Origin of the sequence: Salibacterium halotolerans, from assembly GCF_900115625.1 — a bacterium.
Classification (GTDB): domain Bacteria; phylum Bacillota; class Bacilli; order Bacillales; family Marinococcaceae; genus Salibacterium; species Salibacterium halotolerans.
In genome coordinates, this window is record NZ_FOXD01000004.1 from 12,794 (window position 1) to 36,823 (window position 24,030).

General features: G+C 44.9%; 21 protein-coding genes and 1 pseudogene. 17 read left to right on the forward strand and 5 right to left on the reverse strand.

What is annotated here, in order from left to right:
• Positions 1 to 291: 291 nt before the first annotated feature.
• Positions 292 to 2,241 (reverse strand): ABC-F family ATP-binding cassette domain-containing protein, encoded by a 1,950-nt coding sequence (locus BM124_RS04515; protein WP_093335578.1) that lies wholly within the window; start codon positions 2,239 to 2,241, stop codon positions 292 to 294.
• 265 nt (positions 2,242 to 2,506) lie between these two features.
• Here BM124_RS04515 and BM124_RS04520 point away from each other — a divergent pair, with 265 nt between their 5' ends.
• From BM124_RS04520 to tatC, 3 genes are read left to right on the forward strand one after another with little or no spacing between them, the layout of a single operon-like run.
• Positions 2,507 to 3,145, forward strand: a complete 639-nt coding sequence (locus tag BM124_RS04520; protein ID WP_093335579.1) for a redox-sensing transcriptional repressor Rex — start codon at positions 2,507 to 2,509, stop codon at positions 3,143 to 3,145.
• A gap of 23 nt (positions 3,146 to 3,168) precedes the next feature.
• Positions 3,169 to 3,372, forward strand: a complete 204-nt coding sequence (locus tag BM124_RS04525; RefSeq protein WP_093335581.1) for a twin-arginine translocase TatA/TatE family subunit — start codon at positions 3,169 to 3,171, stop codon at positions 3,370 to 3,372.
• Positions 3,373 to 3,391: 19 nt separating this feature from the next.
• Positions 3,392 to 4,150, forward strand: coding sequence for a twin-arginine translocase subunit TatC (tatC, locus tag BM124_RS04530; protein WP_093335582.1), 759 nt, complete (start codon positions 3,392 to 3,394; stop codon positions 4,148 to 4,150).
• Between the two features lie 66 nt (positions 4,151 to 4,216).
• Here tatC and BM124_RS04535 read toward each other — a convergent pair whose 3' ends face one another.
• A complete protein-coding gene (locus tag BM124_RS04535) occupies positions 4,217 to 4,411 on the reverse strand; it encodes a YdiK family protein (protein ID WP_093335584.1) in 195 nt (64 codons plus the stop codon).
• Entirely contained in the window at positions 4,408 to 5,124 is a 717-nt protein-coding gene (locus BM124_RS04540; RefSeq protein ID WP_093335586.1) for a CPBP family intramembrane glutamic endopeptidase, read from the reverse strand. Before BM124_RS04540 ends, BM124_RS04535 begins: the two co-directional genes overlap by 4 nt.
• Before the next feature lie 361 nt (positions 5,125 to 5,485).
• On the opposite strand from BM124_RS04540, the gene groES reads away from it, so the two are divergent.
• The 4 genes from groES (at position 5,486) to BM124_RS04560 (ending at position 11,920) form a co-directional block, all read left to right on the forward strand.
• A complete protein-coding gene (gene groES, locus BM124_RS04545) occupies positions 5,486 to 5,770 on the forward strand; it encodes a co-chaperone GroES (RefSeq protein WP_093335587.1) in 285 nt (94 codons plus the stop codon).
• Positions 5,771 to 5,819: 49 nt separating this feature from the next.
• A complete protein-coding gene (gene groL, locus BM124_RS04550) occupies positions 5,820 to 7,469 on the forward strand; it encodes a chaperonin GroEL (RefSeq protein WP_093335589.1) in 1,650 nt (549 codons plus the stop codon).
• A 342-nt stretch (positions 7,470 to 7,811) separates the two neighbouring features.
• The gene (locus BM124_RS04555) at positions 7,812 to 10,049 is read left to right on the forward strand and encodes an ATP-dependent endonuclease (protein WP_093335591.1); all 2,238 of its coding nucleotides are present in this window, start codon (positions 7,812 to 7,814) and stop codon (positions 10,047 to 10,049) included.
• Complete coding sequence (locus BM124_RS04560) at positions 10,046 to 11,920, forward strand: UvrD-helicase domain-containing protein (protein ID WP_093335593.1); 1,875 nt, start codon at positions 10,046 to 10,048, stop codon at positions 11,918 to 11,920. Before BM124_RS04555 ends, BM124_RS04560 begins: the two co-directional genes overlap by 4 nt.
• 162 nt (positions 11,921 to 12,082) lie before the next feature.
• Here the strand turns inward: BM124_RS04560 and BM124_RS19770 are convergent.
• Positions 12,083 to 12,383, reverse strand: a pseudogene (locus tag BM124_RS19770) (tyrosine-type recombinase/integrase); the annotation flags it as partial.
• Positions 12,384 to 12,531: 148 nt separating this feature from the next.
• A complete protein-coding gene (locus BM124_RS04570) occupies positions 12,532 to 12,837 on the reverse strand; it encodes an NINE protein (protein ID WP_093335594.1) in 306 nt (101 codons plus the stop codon).
• A 220-nt stretch (positions 12,838 to 13,057) separates the two neighbouring features.
• Between BM124_RS04570 and BM124_RS04575 the strand changes: the two genes are divergently transcribed.
• The 10 genes from BM124_RS04575 to BM124_RS04620 all read left to right on the forward strand — a co-directional run bounded on the left by BM124_RS04575 (position 13,058) and on the right by BM124_RS04620 (position 24,001).
• Positions 13,058 to 13,774: a dihydropteridine reductase gene (locus tag BM124_RS04575; RefSeq protein ID WP_093335596.1), complete on the forward strand. Its 717-nt coding sequence runs from the start codon at positions 13,058 to 13,060 to the stop codon at positions 13,772 to 13,774.
• Between the two features lie 277 nt (positions 13,775 to 14,051).
• Positions 14,052 to 14,798, forward strand: a complete 747-nt coding sequence (locus BM124_RS04580) for an SDR family NAD(P)-dependent oxidoreductase (protein ID WP_244504235.1) — start codon at positions 14,052 to 14,054, stop codon at positions 14,796 to 14,798.
• A 379-nt stretch (positions 14,799 to 15,177) separates the two neighbouring features.
• A complete protein-coding gene (locus tag BM124_RS04585) occupies positions 15,178 to 15,888 on the forward strand; it encodes a CAP domain-containing protein (protein WP_093335598.1) in 711 nt (236 codons plus the stop codon).
• A gap of 442 nt (positions 15,889 to 16,330) precedes the next feature.
• Positions 16,331 to 17,794 (forward strand): 23S rRNA (uracil(1939)-C(5))-methyltransferase RlmD, encoded by a 1,464-nt coding sequence (gene rlmD, locus BM124_RS04590; RefSeq protein ID WP_093335600.1) that lies wholly within the window; start codon positions 16,331 to 16,333, stop codon positions 17,792 to 17,794.
• 398 nt (positions 17,795 to 18,192) lie between these two features.
• Positions 18,193 to 18,891 (forward strand): response regulator transcription factor, encoded by a 699-nt coding sequence (locus BM124_RS04595; protein ID WP_093335601.1) that lies wholly within the window; start codon positions 18,193 to 18,195, stop codon positions 18,889 to 18,891.
• Positions 18,881 to 19,996, forward strand: a complete 1,116-nt coding sequence (locus BM124_RS04600; protein ID WP_093335604.1) for a sensor histidine kinase — start codon at positions 18,881 to 18,883, stop codon at positions 19,994 to 19,996. Before BM124_RS04595 ends, BM124_RS04600 begins: the two co-directional genes overlap by 11 nt.
• A 124-nt stretch (positions 19,997 to 20,120) precedes the next feature.
• On the forward strand, positions 20,121 to 20,753 hold the full coding sequence (locus tag BM124_RS04605) for a hypothetical protein (protein WP_093335605.1): 633 nt from the start codon (positions 20,121 to 20,123) through the stop codon (positions 20,751 to 20,753).
• A gap of 204 nt (positions 20,754 to 20,957) precedes the next feature.
• Positions 20,958 to 21,836, forward strand: a complete 879-nt coding sequence (locus BM124_RS04610; RefSeq protein ID WP_093335607.1) for a M15 family metallopeptidase — start codon at positions 20,958 to 20,960, stop codon at positions 21,834 to 21,836.
• 126 nt (positions 21,837 to 21,962) lie between these two features.
• A complete protein-coding gene (locus BM124_RS04615) occupies positions 21,963 to 22,652 on the forward strand; it encodes a response regulator transcription factor (protein WP_093335608.1) in 690 nt (229 codons plus the stop codon).
• A complete protein-coding gene (locus BM124_RS04620; protein ID WP_093335610.1) occupies positions 22,649 to 24,001 on the forward strand; it encodes a sensor histidine kinase in 1,353 nt (450 codons plus the stop codon). The genes BM124_RS04615 and BM124_RS04620 overlap by 4 nt, the downstream gene beginning before the upstream one ends.
• The last annotated feature ends 29 nt before the right edge of the window (positions 24,002 to 24,030 follow it).

Consider the following 24,030-nt stretch of genomic DNA (forward strand, 5'->3'; position numbering starts at 1 on the left):
CCACCGTACATCCGCCCTGCATTTTTCTGCATCCGTACGGCTGGAGCTGCTCAGGTGTGATTTCGATTCCGGTAAACGGACCCTGGAACGGCAAGGGTCCGTCGGTTTCGACAAGCAGCTGAACCGGTAAAACCGCGGACGCGAGCCGATGTTGCCCTTGTACTCTGGAGTGAAAGCGAAGTGTTTTGACGAAGCGGTGTGTGATGCAAAACAAAAATTCCGAACGATTGCCTCAAGAATCGTTCGGAATTTTTTATCCACTCTAGAGTTTTGTCCCAGTCTCCTGCTCGTTTATTCGTTGTCGAGCTGCAGTTCTTCCCATTTTTCCATTAACGTTTCGAGCTGTTCTTTGGCTTCATTCACTTGCTGCTGCATCCCGGCGGCTTTTTCGTGATTTTCATACACCTCAGGAGAGAGCATCTCTTCTTCAAGCTGCTCGATGGTTGTTTCGAGCGCTTCAATCTGCTGCTCTGTTTCTTCAATGTCACGCTGTCGTCTGCGCGCCTGTTTCTTTGCCTCTTTGTCCTCGAGAAACGCCTTTTTGTCTTCTCCTGGAGCGCCGGCCCGGTCCCCGGATGCCGCGGCCGGCTGTTCCTGGGCGCGGAGTTCAGCACGCTGGCGCTCTTCGTCTTTTTTCATAAGGTAGTAATCGTAATCGCCGGGATATTCCTGAAGTCCGGAATGGTCCAGTTCGACAATCTTTGTAGCCATCCGGTTGAGAAAGTAACGATCGTGGGAAACAAACAAGAGGGTTCCCGGGTATTCAAGCAGTGCGGATTCCAGTACTTCCTTGCTGTCGAGATCAAGGTGGTTGGTCGGCTCGTCAAAAATCAATAAATTGGCCTTTTTCATCATCAATTTGCTCAGTGCAAGCCGTGACTTTTCCCCACCGCTCAAACTGGAAACGGGCTTCAGCACATCTTCCCCGGTGAAAAGAAAATTTCCAAGAACCGTGCGGATTTCGCGTTCTGTCTTGAGCGGATACTCGTCCCACAGTTCATGAAGCACATCCTTGCCGGTATCAAGATCGGCCTGTTCCTGATCGTAATAGCCGACAGACACTTTGCTGCCGTACTGAGCCGTGCCTGAAGCCGGCGCCATACGCCCGGCAATCGCTTTGAGCAGTGTCGTTTTGCCGATACCGTTCGGCCCGATCAACGCAATGCTTTCCTGCTTTTTAACTGACAGGTTTAAGTCCTGGATAACAGGATTGGTTTCTTCATAAAATACATTCAAGTCATAAATGTTCAGCACTTCATTGCCGCTTTCCCGCTCGATATCAAACGAGAACCTGGCTGACTTCTCGTCTCCCTGCGGTTTCTCCTTGATCTCCATCTTCTCGAGCTTCCTGCGGCGGCTCTGTGCGCGTTTAGAGGTGGAGTCCCGGGCGATATTGCGGGCGACAAAGTCTTCGAGCTCGGCAATTTCTTTCTGCTGCTTCTCAAATTCTCTCATTTCCTGTTCGTACCGCTCCGCCTTTTTCTCCAGATAGCGGGTATAATTGCCGTAAAAGAGAGAGGCTTCCGACCGCGAAATTTCATAAACCTTGGAGACGATGTTGTCGAGAAAGTAGCGGTCGTGGGACACAATCAGGACGGATCCTTTGTAGTTGGACAAAAAGTTCTCCAGCCAGCGGAGTGTATCAATATCCAGATGGTTCGTCGGTTCGTCGAGAATGAGCACTTCGGGTTTGGAGAGAAGCAGTTTCCCAAGCGCCAATCTCGTTTTTTGGCCTCCGCTTAATGTCGTGATTGGTGTGCTGTAGTCAAAGGAATCGAACTTCAGCCCCGCCAGGATTCCACGGATATCTGCTTCATACTGGTAGCCGCCGCGCTCCTGGAAGTCATACTGAAGATTGTCGTATTCTTTCAAGGTTTTCTCGTATTTCTGTTCGTCATTGTAAACGTCCGGGTCGGCCATCGCATTTTCGAGACGGCGCAGCTGTTCTTCCACCGCCCGCAGTTCGTCGAAAACAGAGAGCATCTCATCCCAGATCGTGCGGTCCGAATCCAGCCCGGTATGCTGGTCGAGGTACCCGATGCGTGTTCCTTTCGGTGTGATCACTTCGCCTTCGTCGCTCGAGAGCTCACCGGCGATAATTTTCAAAAGTGTCGACTTGCCGGAGCCGTTCCGGCCGACAAGCGCTGCCCGTTCATTCTTTTTAAGTTCGAGCTTGATGCCGTCAAGAATCGTCTCGATACCATAAGCCTTCGTTATATTCGCACATTGCAGAACAATCATTATCGTTCATCCTTTTATTAAAAAACTCTTCCTGTGTCAGTGTATCGTATTTGAAGCGCGAACGCGAAACAGAGAATAAGGCATAGAACAGGAGAAGAGGAGAAAATGCTTTCAACTATTACAAATTTCCGTCATTTCGTGTACAATGAAAGACAAGCGCAGACTGCTCCGGACGCTGTTTCATGGGTGGGGGTTTTCGTTACGACAGCACCCTTTATCATGTTATACTGAAAGGAAAACATGGAAGGAATAGTTGGAGGCTGCCATGAACATAGACCAGCAGAAGATACCACAGGCAACCGCCAAACGGCTGCCTCTTTATTACAGGTTTCTTGAGAATCTTCATACATCCGGAAAACAGCGGGTTTCCTCGACAGAGCTCAGCGACGCGGTGAAGGTGGACTCCGCGACAATCCGCAGAGATTTTTCCTATTTCGGGGCACTCGGAAAAAAAGGATATGGGTATAATGTACAATACCTGCTTTCTTTTTTCCGCAAAACGCTGGATCAGGATGAAGTGACAAAAGTGTTTCTCGTCGGTGTCGGGAACCTTGGCACAGCGCTTTTGAAATACAATTTCTCAAAAAGTGACAACACACAGATCGTAAGCGCCTTTGATGTGAACGAAGCCTTAATCGGACAGGACATCAGCGGGGTTGAAATATACGACATGAAGGACCTCCCGGAGGTGAAAAAGAAGCGGGACGCCTCGATTGCGATTCTGACCGTTCCGGCGCCGGCCGCCCAGGAAACAGCAGAACAACTGGTGGACGCTGGAATTACAGGTATCCTGAATTTCACCCCGGCCCGTCTGACGGTGCCGGAAACGGTGCGGGTTCATCATATTGATTTGTCGGTGGAGCTTCAGACATTAGTGTACTTTCTCAAAAATTATCCTTTATAGCACATGCAGGGGGTGTTTGGAAAATGAATCTGGGTCCTATGAGTATTGGGTTGATTGTTCTTGCCGCGCTTCTGATTTTCGGACCGAAAAAACTGCCGGAACTCGGAAAAGCCGCGGGAAATACGCTGCGCGAATTCAAGAGCGCGACAAAGGGACTTGCTGATGACGTGGAAGAAGACGAAAAAAAGAAAAACCGGCAGCAGTCAAATGACGATTCCGATAAGTAAAGAGTAGGACGGGACAGGCATGGCACAGAATGAAATGACGTTATATGATCATATTGGAGAACTGCGGAAGCGCATCATCATCTCCGCGGTCTATTTACTGGCGGCGTTCATCATCGGACTGATTGCCGCGCCCGCGGTGATTACGTATCTGCAGAATATCCCGGAAGCCGAGAGCTTTCCGATGAACGTGTTTAAACTGACCGATCCGATCAAGCTTTACATGAATTTTGCGTTTTTCATCGGATTGATTCTCGTGTTTCCCGTCCTCTTGTATCAGTTGTGGGCGTTTGTGTCGCCGGGTCTGATGGAAAAGGAGAAAAAGGTTACACTCTCCTACATACCGATAGCGACAGTGCTGTTTCTCGGCGGGCTTGCTTTTGCGTATTTCGTCCTTTTCCCAAATGTGATTCAGTTTTTAAGCAGCTTGTCCGAACGGCTTCATTTAACCGAGCAGTACGGGGCCAATGAATATTTCGGCTTTCTGTTTCAGCTGACGATACCGTTTGGGTTTTTGTTTCAGCTGCCTGTCGTTGTGATGTTTCTCACGAGGCTCGGCCTGATCACACCGGCGTGGCTTCGTCATATCAGGAAATACGCTTACTTTGTATTACTCGTGACAGCCGGCTTTATTACCCCGCCGGATATCGTATCTCACTTGATGGTCACACTTCCGCTCTTCCTGCTGTATGAAGGAAGTGTCATTATTTCGCGGTTTTCGTATAAAAAAGCCCTGAAGGCCGAGCAGGAACAAGCCGGTCAGGACGATAAAGAGACATAAATAAAACAGGAGCGCCGCATGATGCAGCGCTCCTGTTTTAATGAGGTCTGGTGTGATGTCTGTGATTCAGCTTCCGGAGCCGCTTTGTTTACCGGCGCGCAAAAAGCGGAGGCCGATCAGAATGTCCAGGGCCGCGAAGCCTGCGAACAGAAACGTCCAGAAATTCCATGACTGGTTGTTTACATTAAGGATCGCAAAGTAGATGAAAACAGCGGCAAGCCCGAAATAGACAAGCCCCATCATGGTTGTGTTGCGTCTCATAAAAAGAATCCTCCCAGAATCATGTTCATCTGTTCCATTTGCTGCTGCAGTTCGCGGATTTGATCTGCAAACACCACCTGCACGATAATAGCGTAACTGTTCATCGCCACATGCGCGAGAATCGGCACGAGAATTCTGCCCGTTTTCACATACAGATAGGAAAAAGCGAATCCAACGGCGGTATAAATCAGCACGTGCATGATATCAAAGTGCACCAGGGAAAAGATGAGGGCACTCAGAAGTGCGGAGAGAAAAAAGTTAAAGCGTCTGTAAAAGGAGCCAAACAGTACTTTCCGAAACACAATCTCTTCCAGAATCGGTCCGATGACAGCGACAACCAAAGCGAAAACAGGTGACATTTCAATCATTGACAAAATGCTCTCTGTATTCTCGGAACCGGGTTCAATACCTATCAAGGTCTCAATCAAAATTGCCACATACTGCGCGGCAAACACGAGGAATATCCCGAGCACAGACCACAAAGCCGCATGACCGCCGGATGTCTTATGAAGTTTCGGATGGCGGTCGCCCTCCCGCTGCGGAAAGATAATCAGCAGAAATACCAGAAGCGCCAGCGTGAAACTTATCATATTCCATAATACTAAACTTTGGTTTTCAGAAAAGTCGAGACTGTACAGAACCGGAACACCGATAAAACCGGACAGCTGCATCAGTATGTAAACGATGAGAATCCACCAATAACGTATCGTCAAACTTGTTCCACTCCTCTTTGTCGTTTGAATAATATCATTCACTCGTACGTATTGTATCATAGTGCACCGGAAGAAGGGCCGAAAACACTTGTGATGAAATGATGAAAAGAAGTGTTTCAGCTCCGTACAAAAACGGGTAGATTTTAAGAGGAAGCACCATGTGATATCCAGCCGGTGCGCCGGACTGATGAAAAGATGAAAAAATTTCTGGCTTTCCCCTTGCAAAATGGAAGCGGATTGCTTATCATAAGAATTGGTGTTAGCACTCGAGGACAATGAGTGCTAACAAGCTCGAAACATGTCGGTCTCCCGCCTTGTGCAGGACGGGATGCCGCGCTAATACTAAAGGAGGGTGTTTACCTTGTTAAAGCCTCTTGGTGACCGCATTGTGATTGAACAAATCGAACAGGAAGAAAAAACGAAAAGCGGGATTGTCCTTCCGGATTCCGCCCAGGAAAAACCACAGGAAGGAAAAGTAGTCGCTGTCGGAAACGGCCGTGCCGCGGATAACGGCGAACGCATCGCCCCGGAAGTCAGCGAAGGAAACATGGTGATTTTCTCCAAATTCGCCGGCACAGAAGTAACATATGAAGGAAACGACTACCTCATTCTCCGCGAAAGCGATGTTCTTGCTGTTATCGGTTAATAAATAGGGGACAACCCCTTCAAACTCTCATTTACAGGAGGTCGAAACGATGGCAAAAGATATTAAATTCCGTGAAGACGCGCGCCAGACTATGCTCGACGGCGTAAACGAATTGGCGAATGCTGTAAAAGTAACGCTTGGACCAAAAGGACGCAACGTTGTTCTTGAAAAGAAATATGGATCTCCGCTTATCACAAACGACGGAGTTACGATTGCTAAAGAAATCGAGCTTGAGGACAACTTTGAAAACATGGGTGCCCAGCTCGTAAGCGAAGTAGCCAGCAAGACAAACGACCTCGCCGGCGACGGTACAACAACGGCAACCGTTCTCGCACAGGCGATGATTAAAGAAGGCCTGAAAAACGTAACGTCCGGAGCAAACCCGATGGGCATCCGTTATGGTATTGAAGAAGCAACCAAAACAGCGATTGAAGAGCTGCGCAAAGTATCCAAGCCGATCGAAGGAAGCGAAGCGATTTCCCAGGTGGCTTCGGTTTCCGCTTCCAGTGAAGAAGTAGGCCAGATTATTTCTGAAGCAATGGGACGCGTCGGCAACGACGGTGTCATCACAGTGGAAGAGTCCCGCGGCCTTGAAACAGAACTTGAGGTTGTGGAAGGCATGCAGTTCGACCGCGGCTATGCGTCCCCTTATATGGTGACCGATTCCGACAAGATGACCGCGGAACTGGATAATCCGTATGTACTTATCACAGACAAGAAGATCACCAACATTCAGGAAGTCCTTCCGCTGCTTGAGCAGGTCGTGCAGCAGAACAAACCGATTCTGATCATAGCAGAAGACGTGGAAGGCGAAGCCCTCGCCACCCTTGTTGTTAACAAACTGCGCGGCACCTTTAACGCGGTAGCCGTGAAGGCACCAGGATTCGGCGACCGCCGCAAAGCCATGCTTGAAGACATCGCGCTTCTTACAGGCGGCCAGGTGATCACCGAAGACATCGGCCTTGATCTGAAGAACGCTACGATCGATCAGCTTGGTAAAGCCGGCAAAATCGTCATCAACAAAGACGACACCACCATCGTGGAAGGTGAAGGCAACCCGGCTGACATCACAAACCGTGTGAACCAGCTGAAAGCACAGATCGAAGAAACAACGTCCGACTTCGACCGTGAAAAGCTGCAGGAGCGTCTTGCTAAGCTTGCCGGCGGTGTCGCTGTCGTGAAAGTCGGCGCAGCGTCCGAAACCGAAATGAAAGAACGCAAGCTCCGCATCGAAGACGCCCTCAACTCCACACGCGCAGCGGTGGAAGAAGGTATCGTCTCCGGCGGCGGTACCGCTCTCATGAACGTCCATGAAGCGGTGAAGAAGCTGGAAGACGAAAGAGAAGGCGACGAAGCAACAGGCGTCAGCATCGTGCTGCGCGCACTCGAAGAACCGCTCCGTCAAATCGCACACAACGCAGGCCTCGAAGGTTCCGTTGTGGTTGAGCGTATGAAGAGCGAAGCTATCGGCAACGGCTTCAACGCCCTCACCGGCGAATGGGTCAACATGATTGACGCCGGCGTTGTCGATCCGACGAAAGTGGTTCGTTCCGCACTGCAGAACGCGTCTTCCGTATCCGCGATGTTCCTCACTACCGAGGCTGTCATTGCTGATAAACCAGGCGAAGACGAAGGCGGCGGAGCCGGCGGCGGCATGCCTGACATGGGTGGAATGGGTGGAATGGGCGGCATGATGTAATCACTGCCTTGAAACCCTGTCATGACAATGATCATCGAATAATTTAAGTTTAAATGCTAACTTTTTGCTAACTTAAATAATTTTGATGCCATGTAAACACAAATATAATATGCAGAGCAAACCCCCTTTTGGATATGATAGCCAAAAGGGGGTTTTTAGGGTATAATTACTTTTATATTATAAACGGACTATACTTTTAAATAAAATATGTAAATAATTTAGTGATTGAAAAAGTACTAGAAAATTAGAAATACTATAGTCCTTTACAAGCTAGTTTTTTGATAAATGTTTCAGTAAACAAACTAAAGATAAGAACACGTATTAAAAGGTGGTTGTAGTGTAATGAAACTAGGATTCGTTGATATACATCATTTCAGAAAACTCAAGTCATGTAGGGTTGACTTTTCTGTAAATGAGACGGTATTCGTAGGTGCTAATAATAGTGGGAAAACATCAGCCATGAATGCACTAATGATGTTTCTCCAAAGATCTCATCAGAAAGATTTTTCAACCGTCGACTTCACATTGTCTAATTGGGAAAAAGTCAATCAAATTGCGAATCATTGGTTAAAAACAAAGGATTCTGAAGATCTGAATTTAAGTATAAAAGAATGGCAACAACAAGTGCCTTCTATTGATGTTTGGTTACAAGTGGAAAATGCTGAAGTACACTATGTTAGCCACTTAATTCCAACATTAGATTGGGCTGGAGGATTACTTGGTGTTCGCCTGATTTTCGAACCTAAAAATGTAGAGGAACTGTATAAGGCATATAAAGAGGCATCTGTAGCAGCTGAACAAACGAGTGGATCAACTGAGAAAGAAGATTCATTAAAGTTATGGCCTAAATCAATGCACGATTTTCTTGATAAAGAATTGCATAATTTCTTTACGGTAAGGGCTTACATTCTTGATCCATCAAAAGCTACCGAAGAAAAACCACAGGATCTTCCAAACCATTCGGAACCTTTGGAAGGCGACCCATTTGTGGGCATTTTTAAGATAGATATCATTAATGCTCAAAGGGGATTTTCTGATTCTAACCCAATTGAGAGCGGAACAAATGATAGTCGGAAACTTTCCACTCAATTGAAAAAATATTTTGATAATCATTTAAATCCCTCTGAATTGCCAGACTCTAACGATCTTGATGCTTTGACTGCAATTGAGGAAGCAAGAACAGCTTTTGATCAAAGATTGAATAAGAGTTTTACACCATCGATTAGTGAGTTGGAAGGCTTGAATTATCCTGGATTTAGCGATCCAAAAATAAAAATTTCCAGTAAGATAACCCCATTGGATGGCCTTAATCATGATGCAGCGGTAAGGTTTAATGTTTTACAAGATGATTCCACTCCCAATGCTGAACCGTTGTACTTACCTGAAAAATATAATGGTTTGGGTTATCAAAATCTTATTTCAATGATTTTTAATCTGATTCGTTTTCGAGACGAATGGATGCGAGTTGGTAAAGCAAGTAAGCGTAATGATAAGAGCGATGACTTTATAGAGCCACTTCATATTGTTATGATCGAAGAGCCGGAAGCGCACCTTCATGCTCAAGTACAGCAGGTTTTTATAAAAAAGGCATACGAGGTATTAAGAAATCACTCCATCCTCACAGGCGAATCTTCTCTATTCTCAACCCAATTGATTGTAAGCACTCATTCTAGTCATATTGCACATGAAACTGATTTTACAAGCTTGCGATATTTTAAAAGAATTCCTGCAAAGCAATCCAATGATATACCATGCGCCGAGGTTGTAAATCTTTCAAAAACATTTGGTGATAATTCAGATACAACTAAATTTTCGACTCGTTATTTAAAGTCAACCCATTGTGATCTTTTTTTTGCTGATGCGGCAATCTTAGTTGAAGGACCGGTTGAACGTATGTTACTTCCACATTTCATTCGCAATGACTTTACAGCTTTAGATCGAAGTTACATTTCATTACTAGAAATTGGTGGAAGCCATGCCCATCGGCTTAAGCCTTTAATTGAATCACTAGGACTATTAACGCTTGTGATTACTGATTTGGATTCCATAGCTGAGGATTCAAGAAAGAAAGTTCGTCCTGAAAAAGGAAAAGGGTATAGAACTGGCAATGACTCATTAAAGTTTTGGATTCCGAAAAAAAATCAGATAGATGAGATTTTGGAAGCATCTTCTACAGATAAGATTAAAGATAACTCTGTTAGGGTTGCTTATCAGTATGAAATGGATGCAGATTACTCAGGTACCCAAACAAAAGCTATTCCGTATACCTTTGAAGACGCATTAGTTTTAAGTAATATTACATTGTTTAAGGATAAAACATCTGAAAGCGGACTAATCAAAAAAATGGCCGATGCTGTTAATAAGCCAACTATTTCTGAAGCATGTAATGAGATGTTTGACGCTTTGGATAAAAATAGCAAAAAGGCGGAAATGGCATTGGAATTACTTTTTACAACTGAACCAAGTGAATTAAAGCCACCTCAATATATAATGGGAGGCCTGGAGTGGCTCCAAGAAGAGCTAAAAAATAAACATAAGGATTATGTTATTCAAAGTAACATAGAGGGAGGCCAAAGATGAGTAATTGTTTCAATTCTGTTTCTAAGGAAGAAGAAATTTTTAGTTATCTGGACTTGGATAATCCGAAAAGCTTTTTTTTGTTCGCAGGAGCAGGATCAGGTAAAACAAGAAGCTTAGTTGAAGCATTAAAAAGATTCCGGGCGGAAAATATTGATCAATTGAGAAGAAAGGCTCAAAAGGTTGCAATAATAACCTATACCAATGCTGCATGTGATGAGATTAAGAGACGCCTTGAATTTGACTCTACGTTTCATGTTTCCACTATTCATAGTTTTGCATGGGAACTTATAAAACCCTACACAAACGATATAAAAGAATGGTTAGTAAATAATCTGAAGTCAGAAATAATTGAACTTAACAAACAGCAAAGCAAGGTAAAAAATACGGAAACAAAAACATATGCAGATAGAGAAAGTAAAATAGCTTTTAAAACAAAGCGCATTGAATCTTTGGATAGTATCAGAAAATTTAGCTATAACCCAAACGGAGAAAATACTGGTAAGGGTTCCTTGAATCATTCAGAGGTGATTAAGATCTCGGCTGAGTTTATTCAGAATCGACCTCTCATGCAAAGTATACTGGTAAGAAAGTATCCAATATTACTTATTGATGAAAGCCAGGACACAAAAAAAGAGCTGATAGACGCGTTTTTTGAAGTCCAAAAAAATAAGTCAGAATGCTTTGCGCTAGGTATGTTCGGTGATACTATGCAAAGGATTTATAATGATGGAAAAAAAGACTTGGGCCAAAATATTCCTGCCACATGGGCAAAGCCGGCAAAAGAAATTAACTATAGATGTCCTAAACGAGTTGTTACGCTCATCAATAAGATTAGGTCTAGTGTAGATGGCCAGGAGCAAAAACCGAATAAAGAAATTGATGGTATTGTTCGCCTGTTTGTTATAGATGCAAGGAAACAGATTGAAAAGGCTAAGGTTGAAACTGATGTCTTTTCTCGGATGGCTATTTTGTCTGGGGATAATGAGTGGAATTATTCTAAAGCTGATGTAAAAGTGTTAACTTTAGAACACCACATGGCTGCTAGCAGAGATGGATTCTCCCCATTTTTTGAGCCATTGTATGCTGTGGACAAATTAAAAAACGGTTTACTAGACGGAACATTATCGGGAGTGTCTTTATTTGCTAATCAGGTACTCCCTTTAGTTAAAGCAAGACAGTCTGGTGATCAGTTTGAAGTAGCCAGAATTGCTCGAAAATACTCCCCTCTTTTAAGCAAAGAAGTTTTACAAAGTAGTTCAGATTCTGTACAAGAAATTATTAAGACTAAGGAGGCAGTAAATTCACTTTGTACGCTCTGGGATAATAATAACAACCCTCCCCTAAACTTAGTATTGAGAGAGGTATTTCGCAGTGGATTATTTCAAATTCCTGAAGCACTAATACCAATTGCAAAACGCTTACTCGATGATTCCCATATAATTGAGAATGACCAATCATCAGATAAGGATAGTGTTATTGATGCATGGGATGAAGCTTTAAAATGCCTATTTAGTCAATTTGAGCAATATGTTCAATATATAAATGATCAATCTAGATTTGGTACTCATCAAGGCATAAAGGGATTAGAATTTCCTCGTGTGATGGTCGTTCTAGACGATGAAGAAGCAAAAGGTTTTCTTTTTAGCTATGAGAAACTACTTGGGGCAAAGGAACTTTCAAAAACTGACATTAAAAATCAAAGTGAAGGCAAAGATACCAGTATAGAACGCACCCGCCGCTTGTTTTATGTAACATGCAGCAGAGCGGAAAGGAATTTGGCAATAGTAGCATACACAAAAGAACCCGAAATGGTTAGGGATTATGCTCTTTCAGAAGGTTGGTTTGAAGAGAATGAGGTTATTTATATTTAATAAGAACAAAAATAGTGTGGTACCTTTGTTTCTTAACACTTATTCCGTAACACGCTACACTGGCTAATATTAGAAATAACACTGTTAGGTGAAGGGTACTTTTATTTAATGAAAAATTAACCTTACTCAATTAGGCTGGATGATTTATATTTAAGAGAATAATTAAATAAGACTCTTCGTTAATTCACTGAACTTTTCGGAGGTCTTTTTTCTATATTTTTGGTCATATGCGCATAAATATCCATGGTTGTATTGATATCTGAGTGTCCCAGCCGTTCCTGAATCTCTTTAACTCCTGCGCCAGCTTCAATAAGCAAGGATATGTGCGTATGTCTGAAGCTATGAGGGTGATATGCTTGCTAATGTCCATAAACCTCATAAGGCGTTGCAAACGAATTGTAGCCATCTTCATAACTCTTGGGTCTCCTGTATTTTCTGCAAAGATAAAATCCCGATCTTTATAAACGGTGTAACTGCTAGATTAGAGTTAACACTTTTTGCTTGATTAGATTGAACACTCCTTCGTTACGACCCTCTTTTGGAGCAGCTATACAAAAAGGAAAAGGGTGCATATCCAGGAAATAATAAAGAGCAGGGATAGTTCCTGCTCTTTACTTACTATGTAATTTCACTTCTTCAATGATATGTTTTTCAATGCGCTCGTTTTCTTCCTGCATTCCCTGCCAGGCAAAAAAGATGTCGATCAAATTCCAGATGAACAGCGTCAGCCATCCCAGCAGCAGCATAGCGACAGCACGTCCGATGGGACCAATATAAAATCGATGAGCCGCAAACGTACTAAGGAAAAACCATAAAAGAATGAGAATAAGAGGACTTTTCTTCCTTTTTTCAAATTCACTGGCCACTATGGATTGTTGTTCACTGGTAAGATCCTGCTTTAACGCGACGTTACTCATGCGTCACACCTCCTTTTTATAAGTTAATGTCATTCTACCATGTTTTCCATGTTCTTACTAATTGTTTTTAGAAATAAAGGGACATCCTTCCCTTTTTCAGACGAAACCAGCCGGCCGGACGTTCATAAAATAAACGTTCAATCACATTAATTGATAATCATTTTCATTTATTGTATAGTAGGATCTACTGGGATATAGAATGAAATAAGGAGAATCTAAGATGCAGATATACTGGACGAAAATAAATGAGGTTATCGAAGAAACGCCTGAAGTGAAAACGTTCCTGCTTAACCTCCCGGAAGGTTTCACTTGGGAGGAAGGCGCCCACACCCATTTTGCCCTGGAGGGATTTAATGCCGGGGACCAGCCAAACCGCAGTCTGATCCGTCACATGTCCATTTCTACGTTACCACACGAGCATTCCATTGGTATCACGACACGTATCAAAGAGCAGTGCTCCGAGTTCAAAGCGATATTAAGGCAGCTTGATGTGGGCAGTGATGTTGCGATATTTAAAACGCATTCGAATGTGCCGCTGAAAAGAGAAGACAAAAATGTGTATCTACTATCATCAGGTGTCGGCCTGGCAACATTCAGACCGCTCGTGCTGGATTATTTTAAACGTGGTGACAACGTCGGGCATATGCATTCGCTCAACATCGATTCCTCCGGGAGCTTCTTATTCCCTGATACTTTCGCGTCCTCCCCTGACAAAACGTTCACCTCACAGTTCGTCGATAACCGCAGGGACTACTACGCGGAAGTACAAGCTCTTGCGGCAGACAAAGATGGACTCTTCTATGTTGTCGGAAGCGACGAGTTTCTCCTGCAGAACATAGAAGTTCTGCGTGAGCAGGGCATCCAGCCGGAACAGATTATGCTCGATAAACATGAAAACCAACGGGCTGAGTTTTTATCGTATGATTTCTCCATGTAAATGGTATAATGGTATGTAAAAATGCATTACCCGCGGGAAACATTCCCTCCATGGATGTTGTTTTAATAATTAAAAGCTGTTGAAAAGGGCGGTGGCGCAGAAGCTGATCATTTCTACGCTAACGCCCTTTTTCTTTTTATGTTATGGTAATGACGAAAAAGGTCCCGGAAAAAGTAGGGAAGGACACCCATTGGAATAAACGGACTTTTTCCGCTTTCTTGCATAAAGACAGCTGAGACAACCGTACGTTATTACATATATGGGGAGGAAAATAATAATGACAGCACAAATGAAGCGTTTTGATAACAAAGTGGCATTGGTGACAGGCGGGCGTTCTGGGATCGGACAGGCTGTCGCCCGCCGGCTGCAGGAGGAAGGAGCGGTCGTCATCACGGCACAGCGCGGTGATGATGAGGAATTTGAATCCATCAAGGCTGATTTCTCCGACCCACAAACTCCGGAGCGGGTGATGGAAGAAATTATGGCACGACACGGGCAGCTTGATGTGCTCGTCAATAACTCCGGTATGATGCAGGAAGCCTCCATTGAAGAGATGAGTTTAGAGGATTGGCAGCGCAACATCAGTGTGAATCTGACGGCACCTTTTCTGCTGATCCGCGCTGCGCTTCCGCATCTGCGCCGGACGAAAGGAAGTATCGTCAACACAGGCTCGATAGAAGGCATTGCTGCCAATCCCCAGCATGCGGCGTACTGTACTACAAAGGCCGGACTGCACGGGTTAACCCGTTCGGTAGCGGTCGATCACGGTCATGAAGGCATCCGCTGTAATGCGGTGGCACCGGGCTGGATTGACACCGAGCTGAACCTTGATATGGTCGAAAACTCGGAAGATGCAGAAGCGTTTCGGCGCGATATCGCGGGTATCCACCCTGTCGCCCGCACAGGCTCCCCCGAAGAAGTGGCAGCGCTCATCGCGTTTCTCGCAGCAGATGAAGCTGGATTTATCACAGGACAGGTCTACACCGTGGACGGCGGCAGAACAACCCAGCTGAGTCTTACCTGACCAAAGGGATTTCCGGTCTCTCTGGTCTTTATTCCATGCTTCTTTGTTCTCTTTTATACTCGTCAAAACGTAAGTATGATTAAATGATGCCCACGTTTTGGCTTCCTCTACATCCCTCAACGGTCTCAATCAGACTTTCACAACTTTGTTTGCCGGTCTATAAATCGATAAAATCTATATATTATATGAAATATGTTATAAGATACTTTACTTAAAGGTAACTATAGAAAATATAATATATAAAGCGGATATTTAAAGCAGAAGTGAAGAAAAGGGAGTTTCATCAACGTTCTAAGAACAAAACATGATCAGTGCAGAAGAGAGGAATACGTTGATAGAAATCACAATGTAATCATTTTTTGCAAAAGGAGCTTATCGCATGATAAAAAAATCGTTCGTTGTTCTGGTGTGTCTGCTTCTCTTTATCGTTGTGGTTTCTCCCGTAACCGCTCAGGATATATGGAAGTGGAAATCACCGAAAGAATCGTATGAAAAAGTGACAGAGAATATCAAGGAATGGACAAGAGAAACGGATATACAACAAACATTCCAGGATTGGACAACGAATATTGAGTCATTTTTAAACAGTGTGGAATGGCAGTACCCGGGCGAAGCACAAAAGGAAGAAGGAGAGCCGGAACAAAGTTCTCCGGATAAGGAGGCTTCTGTTTCAGGAGAATCGATTACGGACTATGAACCGGGCGAATTTGAGCGGGAGGTGTTAAAGCTCGTCAATGAGGAACGGGCCAAACGGGAACTGGAACCTCTGGAAATGCATAACCGGCTTAGTGGTCTCGCTGATATCAAATCACAGGACATGGCTGAAAACAACTATTTCAGTCACACGTCACCAACTTACGGGTCCCCTTTTGACATGATGGAAGCCTTTGATTTCACTTACCGCGCAGCGGGGGAAAATATAGCTGCAGGGCAGCGTTCACCTGAACAAGTCGTGGAAGGGTGGATGAATAGTGAAGGACATCGTGACAACATTCTTCATAAGGATTTCACACATATGGGAGTAGGTTATGTGGAACAGTCAGGGCCGTACCATACGTATTGGACCCAACTGTTCATGACACCACGTTGAGCATGGAATGGATCCAGCGAAACGAGATAAGAAAAACACCTTTGCTACCAAAGTTTGGCTGTTTCATTTTGAAAAAGGTTGTATATAGTTACAATAGCTGAACCATGAGGAGAATTAGTTTTACAAAAAAACACTTCCAAGCAGCAGTACTGCGCTTTGGAAGTGTCTTTTTTATGCCGGAATGTGGACAATAGAATGCATACATCCGTTCATGCGGCCAAAACGCCTGTTTCATATCGTCTAAACGTAACCATGAACCATTCATGCTTACGTTTTTGCCTGCTCTGTGTGCTGTAAACGTCACTAGGCACCTTTCATAACGACGTTTACGGTGGATCGAAGGGGGACAAACGCAACATACACGCCTTGGCGGCTGTTTTACTGTCTACTAACAGTAGTCTATAATAAAGGGGCAGAAAAGACATGTAGATAGGAAGTGCATATGAGTAAACGAAAGAACCATGGATATAAAAAGTCAGGAAAAAAGCCAAACCCCGCGAATAAACCGCCAGTCGGAAAGCGTCAGGCCCACGGCGGCGGTCCGGCAAAAGGAAAAGGTACGGACGGGAAGAAGCCTGTTATCGCGGAGGTTACCTGTTCCGGGTTAACGAATGAGGGAAAAGGCATCATTCAGTGGGACGGCAAGAAACTGGAGGTGGAGCACCTTCTGCCCGGTGAAACGGCGGAAGTCGCTGTTTCAACGAAGGGGCGGCATACGACTGCGCAACTGAAGCGGGTCATCCAGCCTTCAAGCGACCGCGTGGAACCGCCGTGCGTTTATTTCTACGAGTGCGGCGGCTGTCAGCTGCAGCATATGAACAATGAGGCGCAGGTGGACTTCAAACAGAAAACCGTGGATGCCTTGATGAAGCCGTTCGGAAAACCACAAGCCATGCTGACGATGGAGCATCCGTATGCGTACCGCAACAAGAGCCACACAACGTTTGGACTGAGCAGAGACCGGCAGGTGATCGGCGGGCTTTATGCGAGTAATTCCCACGAGATTATCCCGATGGACCACTGTCTTATTCACGATCCGAAAGCCGACGAGATCGCCGGGACCATTAAAGGCATTCTACGAACGACGAAACTGCAGCCGTACAACGAAGACACGGGTAACGGTTTTCTGCGCCACGTGCTGATAAAGGTCGGCAAAACAAGCGGGCAGATTATGGTGGTGCTCGTTGCCGCCTCTTCTGTCTTTCCTGGCAAAAATAACTTTGTCAAAGCACTGCGCAAAGCCCATCCGGAGATCACTACGCTTGTTCATAATGTGAACAATAAAGACACGAGCATGGTACTCGGGGACGAGGAAAAAGTACTGTTCGGACCGGGTACGATCACCGATACACTGGGCGGGATGGAGTTTGTGATCTCGGCGAAATCGTTCTATCAGGTCAATCCGGTCCAGACGGAGAAATTGTATGACAAAGCGATGGAAATGGCAGATTTGACCGGAAAAGAAACGGTGATCGATGCCTACTGTGGTGTTGGTACGATTGGTCTTATTGCCGCCAAAACGGCCGGCCGGGTCATCGGAGTGGAGCTGAATAACGATGCTGTCCGCGACGCCATCCGTAATGCCAAACGAAACAGTGTGAAAAACGCCCGGTTTTATCAGGGCGACGCCGGAAAGTTCATGGTCGAGATGGCAGAGCGGGGAGAGAAGGCCGACGTCGTTATGATGGATCCTCCCCGGAAAGGAAGCGACGAAGCCTTTTTATCAAGTGTCGTAAAGCTGCAGCCGGAGCGGATCGTATATGTCTCCTGCAACCCGGAAACGCAGGTCCGGGATTTTGAATACCTGGAGAAAAACGGGTACAACGTTGAAGAAATACAGCCGGTGGACATGTTCCCGCAGACCGTGCATGTAGAATGCTGTGCGTTGCTCGTCAGGGAACAGTGACAAAGAAGCACATGGATGGCATTATACCTGAAGAGGAGCTGTATCAAAAGGTACAGCTCCTTTTTCAGTAATATAGAAAATTCAACCCAGGCAGAAGCGGAAGGCGGCGACGCCAGCGGGAAGAGCAGCAGCCGAAGATCCCATCAAACGGCGGTTTACCGTTTGATGTAGCTGAGGCGCTGCCCGCGGCAAGCGTCCGCCTGCAGCGGATGCCTTCTTAACGTTTAACGATTTTTGATACAGCCCCTTTTTGTTAGTAGATAACAACCAACAAAAACCCCAACGGAATAAAAAGAAACGTCATGTATTAGTTGTGGTATGTCATTTTTTCTCTTACACTTTAATCGAATACGAATGGTCATAGAAATAATCATCATTACGCTTAGGAGTGGGATAAGATGAAACGTGTTTCGATTTTGGTTGCTGATGATGAAAAAGAAATTGCGGATCTGATCGCCATTCATCTACAAAAGGAAAACTATCATGTCATTCAAGCCTCCGATGGACAGGAAGCTGTTCATATCATTGAGACTCAGCCGATTGATTTATTAATCCTGGATATTATGATGCCTGAAATGGATGGATATGAAGTGACACGGCACATTCGAGAACAATATCACATGCCTATTATATTTTTGAGTGCGAAAACGTCCGATTTTAATAAGGTTCACGGTTTGGCGGTTGGAGCGGACGATTATATAACAAAGCCATTTAACACGATGGAATTGGCCGCTCGTGTAAACGCTCAACTCAGGCGTTTTATGGTATTAAATCAACCAAAAACCGATCATCAATCAAGCTTGGATTTCGGAGGATTAGTGATTATTCCTGACGAGCGCACCGTTACCCTGTATGATGAAATCATTGGGCTGACGCCAAAAGAATTTGATATTTTGTACCTGCTGGCGAGTTATCCAAAGAAAGTGTTCAGCGTAGAAAATATTTTTCGTAAAGTGTGGGGCGAAGCATACTTTGAAAGTGATAACACGGTTATGGTTCATATTCGAACGTTAAGAAAAAAACTGAAAGAAGACGCTCGGAAAACGAAATGGATTAAAACCGTTTGGGGAGTGGGGTATACATTTGATGGTAAATAAGATACGTCATTTTCGTACAAAGATGGTGGGCTTATTTGGTTTAAGTATGTTTTATTCCGGTGTCATCACGTATGGCATCTATAAAATGCTGCAGCTTTATTATCGCACGATGGTTGATTATGGTGACACATTGGCCCAAATCCGTATGTTCATTAACAACATTGGAGATATTACCGTCTTTTTACTTTTTTTCATCCCGCTTTCTATCTTGTTTTTCTTACGGTTGACTAAGCCTTATTCCGAATATTTCAAGGAATTGTCCGACGGGATTCATGCCCTTGCCAATAGTGACTTTACCCATCGTGTTCCTGTTCGTTCCAATGACGAGTTTAGTGACATTGCACGTGATATTAACCTGGCAAATGAAGAATTAAAAGAAGCCATTGAAAGAGGAGACTTTTCTGAAAGCAGCAAGGATCAGCTGGTCGTCAATCTGGCTCATGATCTGCGGACACCGCTTACCTCTGTTTTAGGATATATCGAAGTGATTCTCAAAGACGGTAATTTAACAGAGGAGCAGGTAAAGCATTATCTGACAATTGCATTGACGAAATCCCAGCGTCTGGAACGGTTGATCGAAGAGTTGTTTGAAATCACGCGTTTGAATTACGGTAAGCTGCCGATGAAAAAACAGCCGATTGATGTAAGTGAACTTCTTCACCAATTAAAGGAAGAACTGTATCCTGTTTTTGAAAACAATCAGTTAACAGCCCGAATGAATATAACTTCCTCTTTACCAATTACCGGTGATGGTGAACAGTTAGCGCGTGTGTTTGAAAATCTGCTGATGAATGCCAGCCGGTATGGGAGCGATGGACAGTTTATTGATGTGAACGGGTTTATGGGTGCGGACGAAGTGGTGGTGCAGGTCGTGAATTATGGCGATTCCATTCCTTCAGAGGAGCTTCCGCATATTTTTGATATGCTCTATACCGGTGACAAAGCACGAACGCAAAAAGAAGACAGCACAGGCCTTGGTCTGTTTATTGCCAAAAATATTGTCGAGCAGCATAGTGGAACGATTACTGTGGACAGCGAAGTCATTCGTACGGTGTTTGAAGTACGTCTGCCGCATGGAAATGAGACAGATCATAAGTCTATTTAACGTACAAGGCATGGATTTAAGAAAAATTTAAATTTTTCCACGCTTTTTATTTAAACATTTTTGTCTATTTTAAATCTGAGGAGGAAGGAGCTGGATATCAAATCATATCAAAAAGGAGAATAGAATGATGCAAAAACTTAAAAAAACTGCTGTAAGTTTGAGCACTTTAGGATTAGTCGCTGCGGTTACACTGTCTGGAGAGTCCCTTGTAAGTGCACAGGAAAACTCCAATCAAGGCATTGAAGCTCAGGAGCAGGATTCTGAGGAGCTGCATGCAGGTGCTTTCAAAAAAATAACAGCTGCCGAAGCTCTGGAAGACAAGGATGTGAAAGCAGCAATGAACCAGGTCTATGATTTGTTTCCAGAAACAGAATCCTATGAGATTAATGCATATGAAAATGTGGTATCTGAAGAAAATTACGATAAGTATGTGATTCGGCTGAAAGATGATGGAGAGAACTTTTTTCACTTTGCAGTAGATGCAAAAACCGGAGACGTCAGCTATACCATACAATCACTAGAGGCTTCGGAAGTACGCTCCTATCCAAACGCAGAAAAAGGGATAGATGAAATCCATGCCGCACACCCGGAGTTAAAGTCTTATGAAATCACAGGTGTAAACGTTGTAGACAATTTCATAAAAGACTTCAGCAGATATAACATTACGTTTAGTGATAATGGTTCCAATCAGTCGATGACGTTTGGAATAGATGCAAAAACAGGAGAGATTATTCATTCCCCGGAGAACAACGAATAACCTGTAGAAAATCCAGGATATAGTCCGGCTCCTCCCTCCTCCCTCCTCCCTCCTCCCTCCCTCCTATCCTGATCATCGCTTCCGCAGAAGGTCATAAGCGGCGTGCACCTTCATGGATTTAAGAAAAATTTAAATGTCACCCCGCTTTTTATTTAAAATTTTTTTTCTATCCTTTCCTTAGTAAGAATTAAGGAGGGACCGTACATGAAAAAATGGAGATTTTTATTATTGTTGTTGATATGTTTAGGTGTTTCACTTGTTTATACAGCCACCCGTCTGCAGGATAATGCAGATGTGGAATTGCAATATGGTAATCAACCTAACGTGTCGAGTGAAGAACAATCAGATGAAAGTACCCGGCAGGTAGATGTCACAGAAGATCAAACGAAGCAGGGGAACCTGCTTTTGATCAACAGGGACTATGCAGTGAAACGCGATAGTATAAGGCAGGGTATCGTAGATTTATCTACACACCGTGATTTGACGCAGGGGTATGTGCTGCTGGATAACAATATTTCCTTACCAAAGGATATTGCTCGTAAATTTTCCGATATGGTCACTGCTGCTGGGAAAGAAGGAGTGAATCATTTTTCAATGACGAGCGGAGTTCGGAGTTTTGAAAAACAAAGGGAACTTTATCAAGAGAAAGGGGCAAATCTCGCATTACCGGCAGGACATAGTGAACACAATGCAGGGCTGGCCCTTGATGTAGGCTCTACGCAAGAATCGATGTATAACGCACCAGAAGCAAAATGGATAGAAGAGAACGCTTGGAAACATGGGTTTATTTTACGTTATCCAGAAGGTAAAGTTGATGTTACAGGAATCGAATATGAACCTTGGCATATTCGCTATGTTGGTTTACCGCATAGTGCAATTATGAAGGAGAAAAATTTTGTTTTAGAGGAGTATTTGAATCATCTCAAACAAAAAAAGAAAATGTCAGTTGACGTGGACGGGAAAGCATATACGGTGTCTTATCACTCATTTTCCGAAAACATGACGATTGATATACCGGAACATCTCGAATATAAGATTTCAGGAAACAATATGAATGGCGTTATCGTGACGGTGTTCGAATAATTTATAGTTCCTTTACTTATTTAACAGGGAATCGATGGCTGAAGTCGAGCAATATAGCCTGACCTTCTTTCGTCAGCTGTGCTACACTATCGATAGATGATACAGACGAACGAATGAGGGGTGTTTATGAGAAAGCCATCCATTTTGGTAGTCGAAGATGAAGAGAAAATCGCCCGGGTACTGGAGCTCGAACTTGAGTACGAAGGGTACCGTGTGGTCAAAGCGCATGACGGGCTGGAGGGAATCGAGCAGTTCCGCAAAGAGACGTGGGAACTTATTATACTCGATGTTATGCTTCCCGGGATGAGCGGGGTGGATTTGCTGCGGCGGATTCGTTCCGGCGGGGATCCGACTCCTGTTATCATGCTGACGGCAAAAGATGAGCTGGAGGATAAGGTGAAAGGGCTGGATCTGGGTGCGAACGATTATGTCACCAAGCCGTTTCAGATTGAGGAACTGCTGGCGAGAATCCGTGCCGCCCTGCGGACAAATGCGTTGGAAGCAGAAGACGCGCACGCGATGCGCGCCGCTGATCTAACCGTGAACGAGTCCACCCATGAAGTCTTCCGCGGCGGGGATCCGATTCAGCTTACGGCAAAGGAATTTTCCCTGCTTGCTTATTTTATGCACAACCAGCGTCAGGTACTGAACCGGGAACAGCTTCTGGAACGCGTCTGGGGCTATGATTACGACGGGGACACCAATATTGTGGAAGTGTACGTCAGGTACTTGCGCAATAAAATGGATAAAGGCTATGATCCGCAGCTTCTTCACACGGTGAGAGGTGTCGGGTATGTGCTGAAGGACCCGAGATGAAGCTGACGAATAAGATACATGTTTTCACGACGGTATTGTTTATTTTTCTTCTTATTCTGATCAATATGGCGGTCTATTTTTCTTTTAAACATATTATGTTCGAGACGGAAGTCGAGCAGGTCCGGCAGGAGGCGGAGCAGGTCGTGGCGGGAGTCAGTGATAATCAGAATGCTGCCGCATCCCGCGATCTGCTGCGTGCTTATGTGCCGCCCGGCGGCATGCTGCATATTGTGCTTCAAAACAGCAGTTCGGACACACTGGTCACAGGGGGAAGCGGACAGGTGCTTCCCGGTCAGGACACCCGCTATTACGAAGAGAGTATCGCCGAAGTCCGCTGGATAGAAGGCACTCCGCATGCGTTTGCAGCGCTGCCTGTCGTGTGGACAGGCGGAGAAGTCGCTTCCCTGCAGCTGACCGAATCGATACAGGCTGCGGCGGAAAATCTAGCGCTGCTCCGGATTGTTCTGTTCGTTGTGTCTGTGCTGGCGGTGGTGCCTCTGTTTATCTCGGCGAGGATATTGAGCAATCTCGTGACCAGGCCGATAACGTCGCTGATTCAGACGATGAATCATATCCGGCAGAGCGGCAGGTTTCAGCAGATTGAGACGCCGAAACAGACGAGGGATGAACTGTCGCAGATGACAGAGACGTTTAATCAAATGATCCACCAGCTGCAGACGAACTATGAACGGCAGGAGCAGTTCGTATCGAATGCATCCCACGAATTAAAAACGCCGCTCACTGTTATTGAGTCCTATTCCAGCTTGTTAAAGCGACGCGGTATGGAGGATGAGGTTCTTTTTAACGAATCGGTGGAAGCCATTCAATCCGAAGCGGAACGGATGCGGGGGTTGACCCGGCAGCTGCTGCTTCTGGCGAGGAAAGATGAACAGTGGAATATGGAGTGGGAGGACTATGACATTTCACAGATTCTGGAGTCCATGACCCAGGCGTTTGAGAGAGCCTACGAACGCCGGGTGATATTTGAAGGATTCGGGGAATTAAATGTGAGAACGGATGAACAGAAGTTGAAGCAGCTGCTCTACATTTTTATGGACAATGCCCGCAAGTACAGCGATGCCCCCATCGAAGTGCGGGCGGAGCGGATTGAAGATAAGGCCGGTATCAGGATCACTGACGACGGCATAGGCATACCGGCAGAGCAGCTGGACAAGGTGTTTGACCGCTTTTATCAGGTGGATGAAGCCAGATCTTCCAAATCTGAAGGCTTCGGCCTCGGATTGTCCCTGGCCGAAGAGCTGTCGCGTGCGCTTGGTGCAGAGATTCAGTTGGAAAGTGAAGAAGGAAACGGAACGACTGCATCGATTTTTCTGCCCCTTTCTCAGTGAATTCTCATGTTCCTTTTGTAATATGGAAC

What these genes read in the sequence shown, in the direction of transcription:
- BM124_RS04515 (WP_093335578.1), bottom strand. Translation starts at nt 2,241, where the DNA reads ATGATTGTTCTGCAATGTGCGAATATAACGAAGGCTTATGGTATCGAG.
- BM124_RS04520 (WP_093335579.1), top strand. Translation starts at nt 2,507, where the DNA reads ATGAACATAGACCAGCAGAAGATACCACAGGCAACCGCCAAACGGCTG.
- BM124_RS04525 (WP_093335581.1), top strand. Translation starts at nt 3,169, where the DNA reads ATGAATCTGGGTCCTATGAGTATTGGGTTGATTGTTCTTGCCGCGCTT.
- tatC (WP_093335582.1), top strand. Translation starts at nt 3,392, where the DNA reads ATGGCACAGAATGAAATGACGTTATATGATCATATTGGAGAACTGCGG.
- BM124_RS04535 (WP_093335584.1), bottom strand. Translation starts at nt 4,411, where the DNA reads ATGAGACGCAACACAACCATGATGGGGCTTGTCTATTTCGGGCTTGCC.
- groL (WP_093335589.1), top strand. Translation starts at nt 5,820, where the DNA reads ATGGCAAAAGATATTAAATTCCGTGAAGACGCGCGCCAGACTATGCTC.
- BM124_RS04555 (WP_093335591.1), top strand. Translation starts at nt 7,812, where the DNA reads ATGAAACTAGGATTCGTTGATATACATCATTTCAGAAAACTCAAGTCA.
- BM124_RS04560 (WP_093335593.1), top strand. Translation starts at nt 10,046, where the DNA reads ATGAGTAATTGTTTCAATTCTGTTTCTAAGGAAGAAGAAATTTTTAGT.
- BM124_RS04570 (WP_093335594.1), bottom strand. Translation starts at nt 12,837, where the DNA reads ATGAGTAACGTCGCGTTAAAGCAGGATCTTACCAGTGAACAACAATCC.
- BM124_RS04575 (WP_093335596.1), top strand. Translation starts at nt 13,058, where the DNA reads ATGCAGATATACTGGACGAAAATAAATGAGGTTATCGAAGAAACGCCT.
- BM124_RS04580 (WP_244504235.1), top strand. Translation starts at nt 14,052, where the DNA reads ATGACAGCACAAATGAAGCGTTTTGATAACAAAGTGGCATTGGTGACA.
- BM124_RS04585 (WP_093335598.1), top strand. Translation starts at nt 15,178, where the DNA reads ATGATAAAAAAATCGTTCGTTGTTCTGGTGTGTCTGCTTCTCTTTATC.
- rlmD (WP_093335600.1), top strand. Translation starts at nt 16,331, where the DNA reads ATGAGTAAACGAAAGAACCATGGATATAAAAAGTCAGGAAAAAAGCCA.
- BM124_RS04595 (WP_093335601.1), top strand. Translation starts at nt 18,193, where the DNA reads ATGAAACGTGTTTCGATTTTGGTTGCTGATGATGAAAAAGAAATTGCG.
- BM124_RS04600 (WP_093335604.1), top strand. Translation starts at nt 18,881, where the DNA reads ATGGTAAATAAGATACGTCATTTTCGTACAAAGATGGTGGGCTTATTT.
- BM124_RS04605 (WP_093335605.1), top strand. Translation starts at nt 20,121, where the DNA reads ATGATGCAAAAACTTAAAAAAACTGCTGTAAGTTTGAGCACTTTAGGA.
- BM124_RS04610 (WP_093335607.1), top strand. Translation starts at nt 20,958, where the DNA reads ATGAAAAAATGGAGATTTTTATTATTGTTGTTGATATGTTTAGGTGTT.
- BM124_RS04615 (WP_093335608.1), top strand. Translation starts at nt 21,963, where the DNA reads ATGAGAAAGCCATCCATTTTGGTAGTCGAAGATGAAGAGAAAATCGCC.
- BM124_RS04620 (WP_093335610.1), top strand. Translation starts at nt 22,649, where the DNA reads ATGAAGCTGACGAATAAGATACATGTTTTCACGACGGTATTGTTTATT.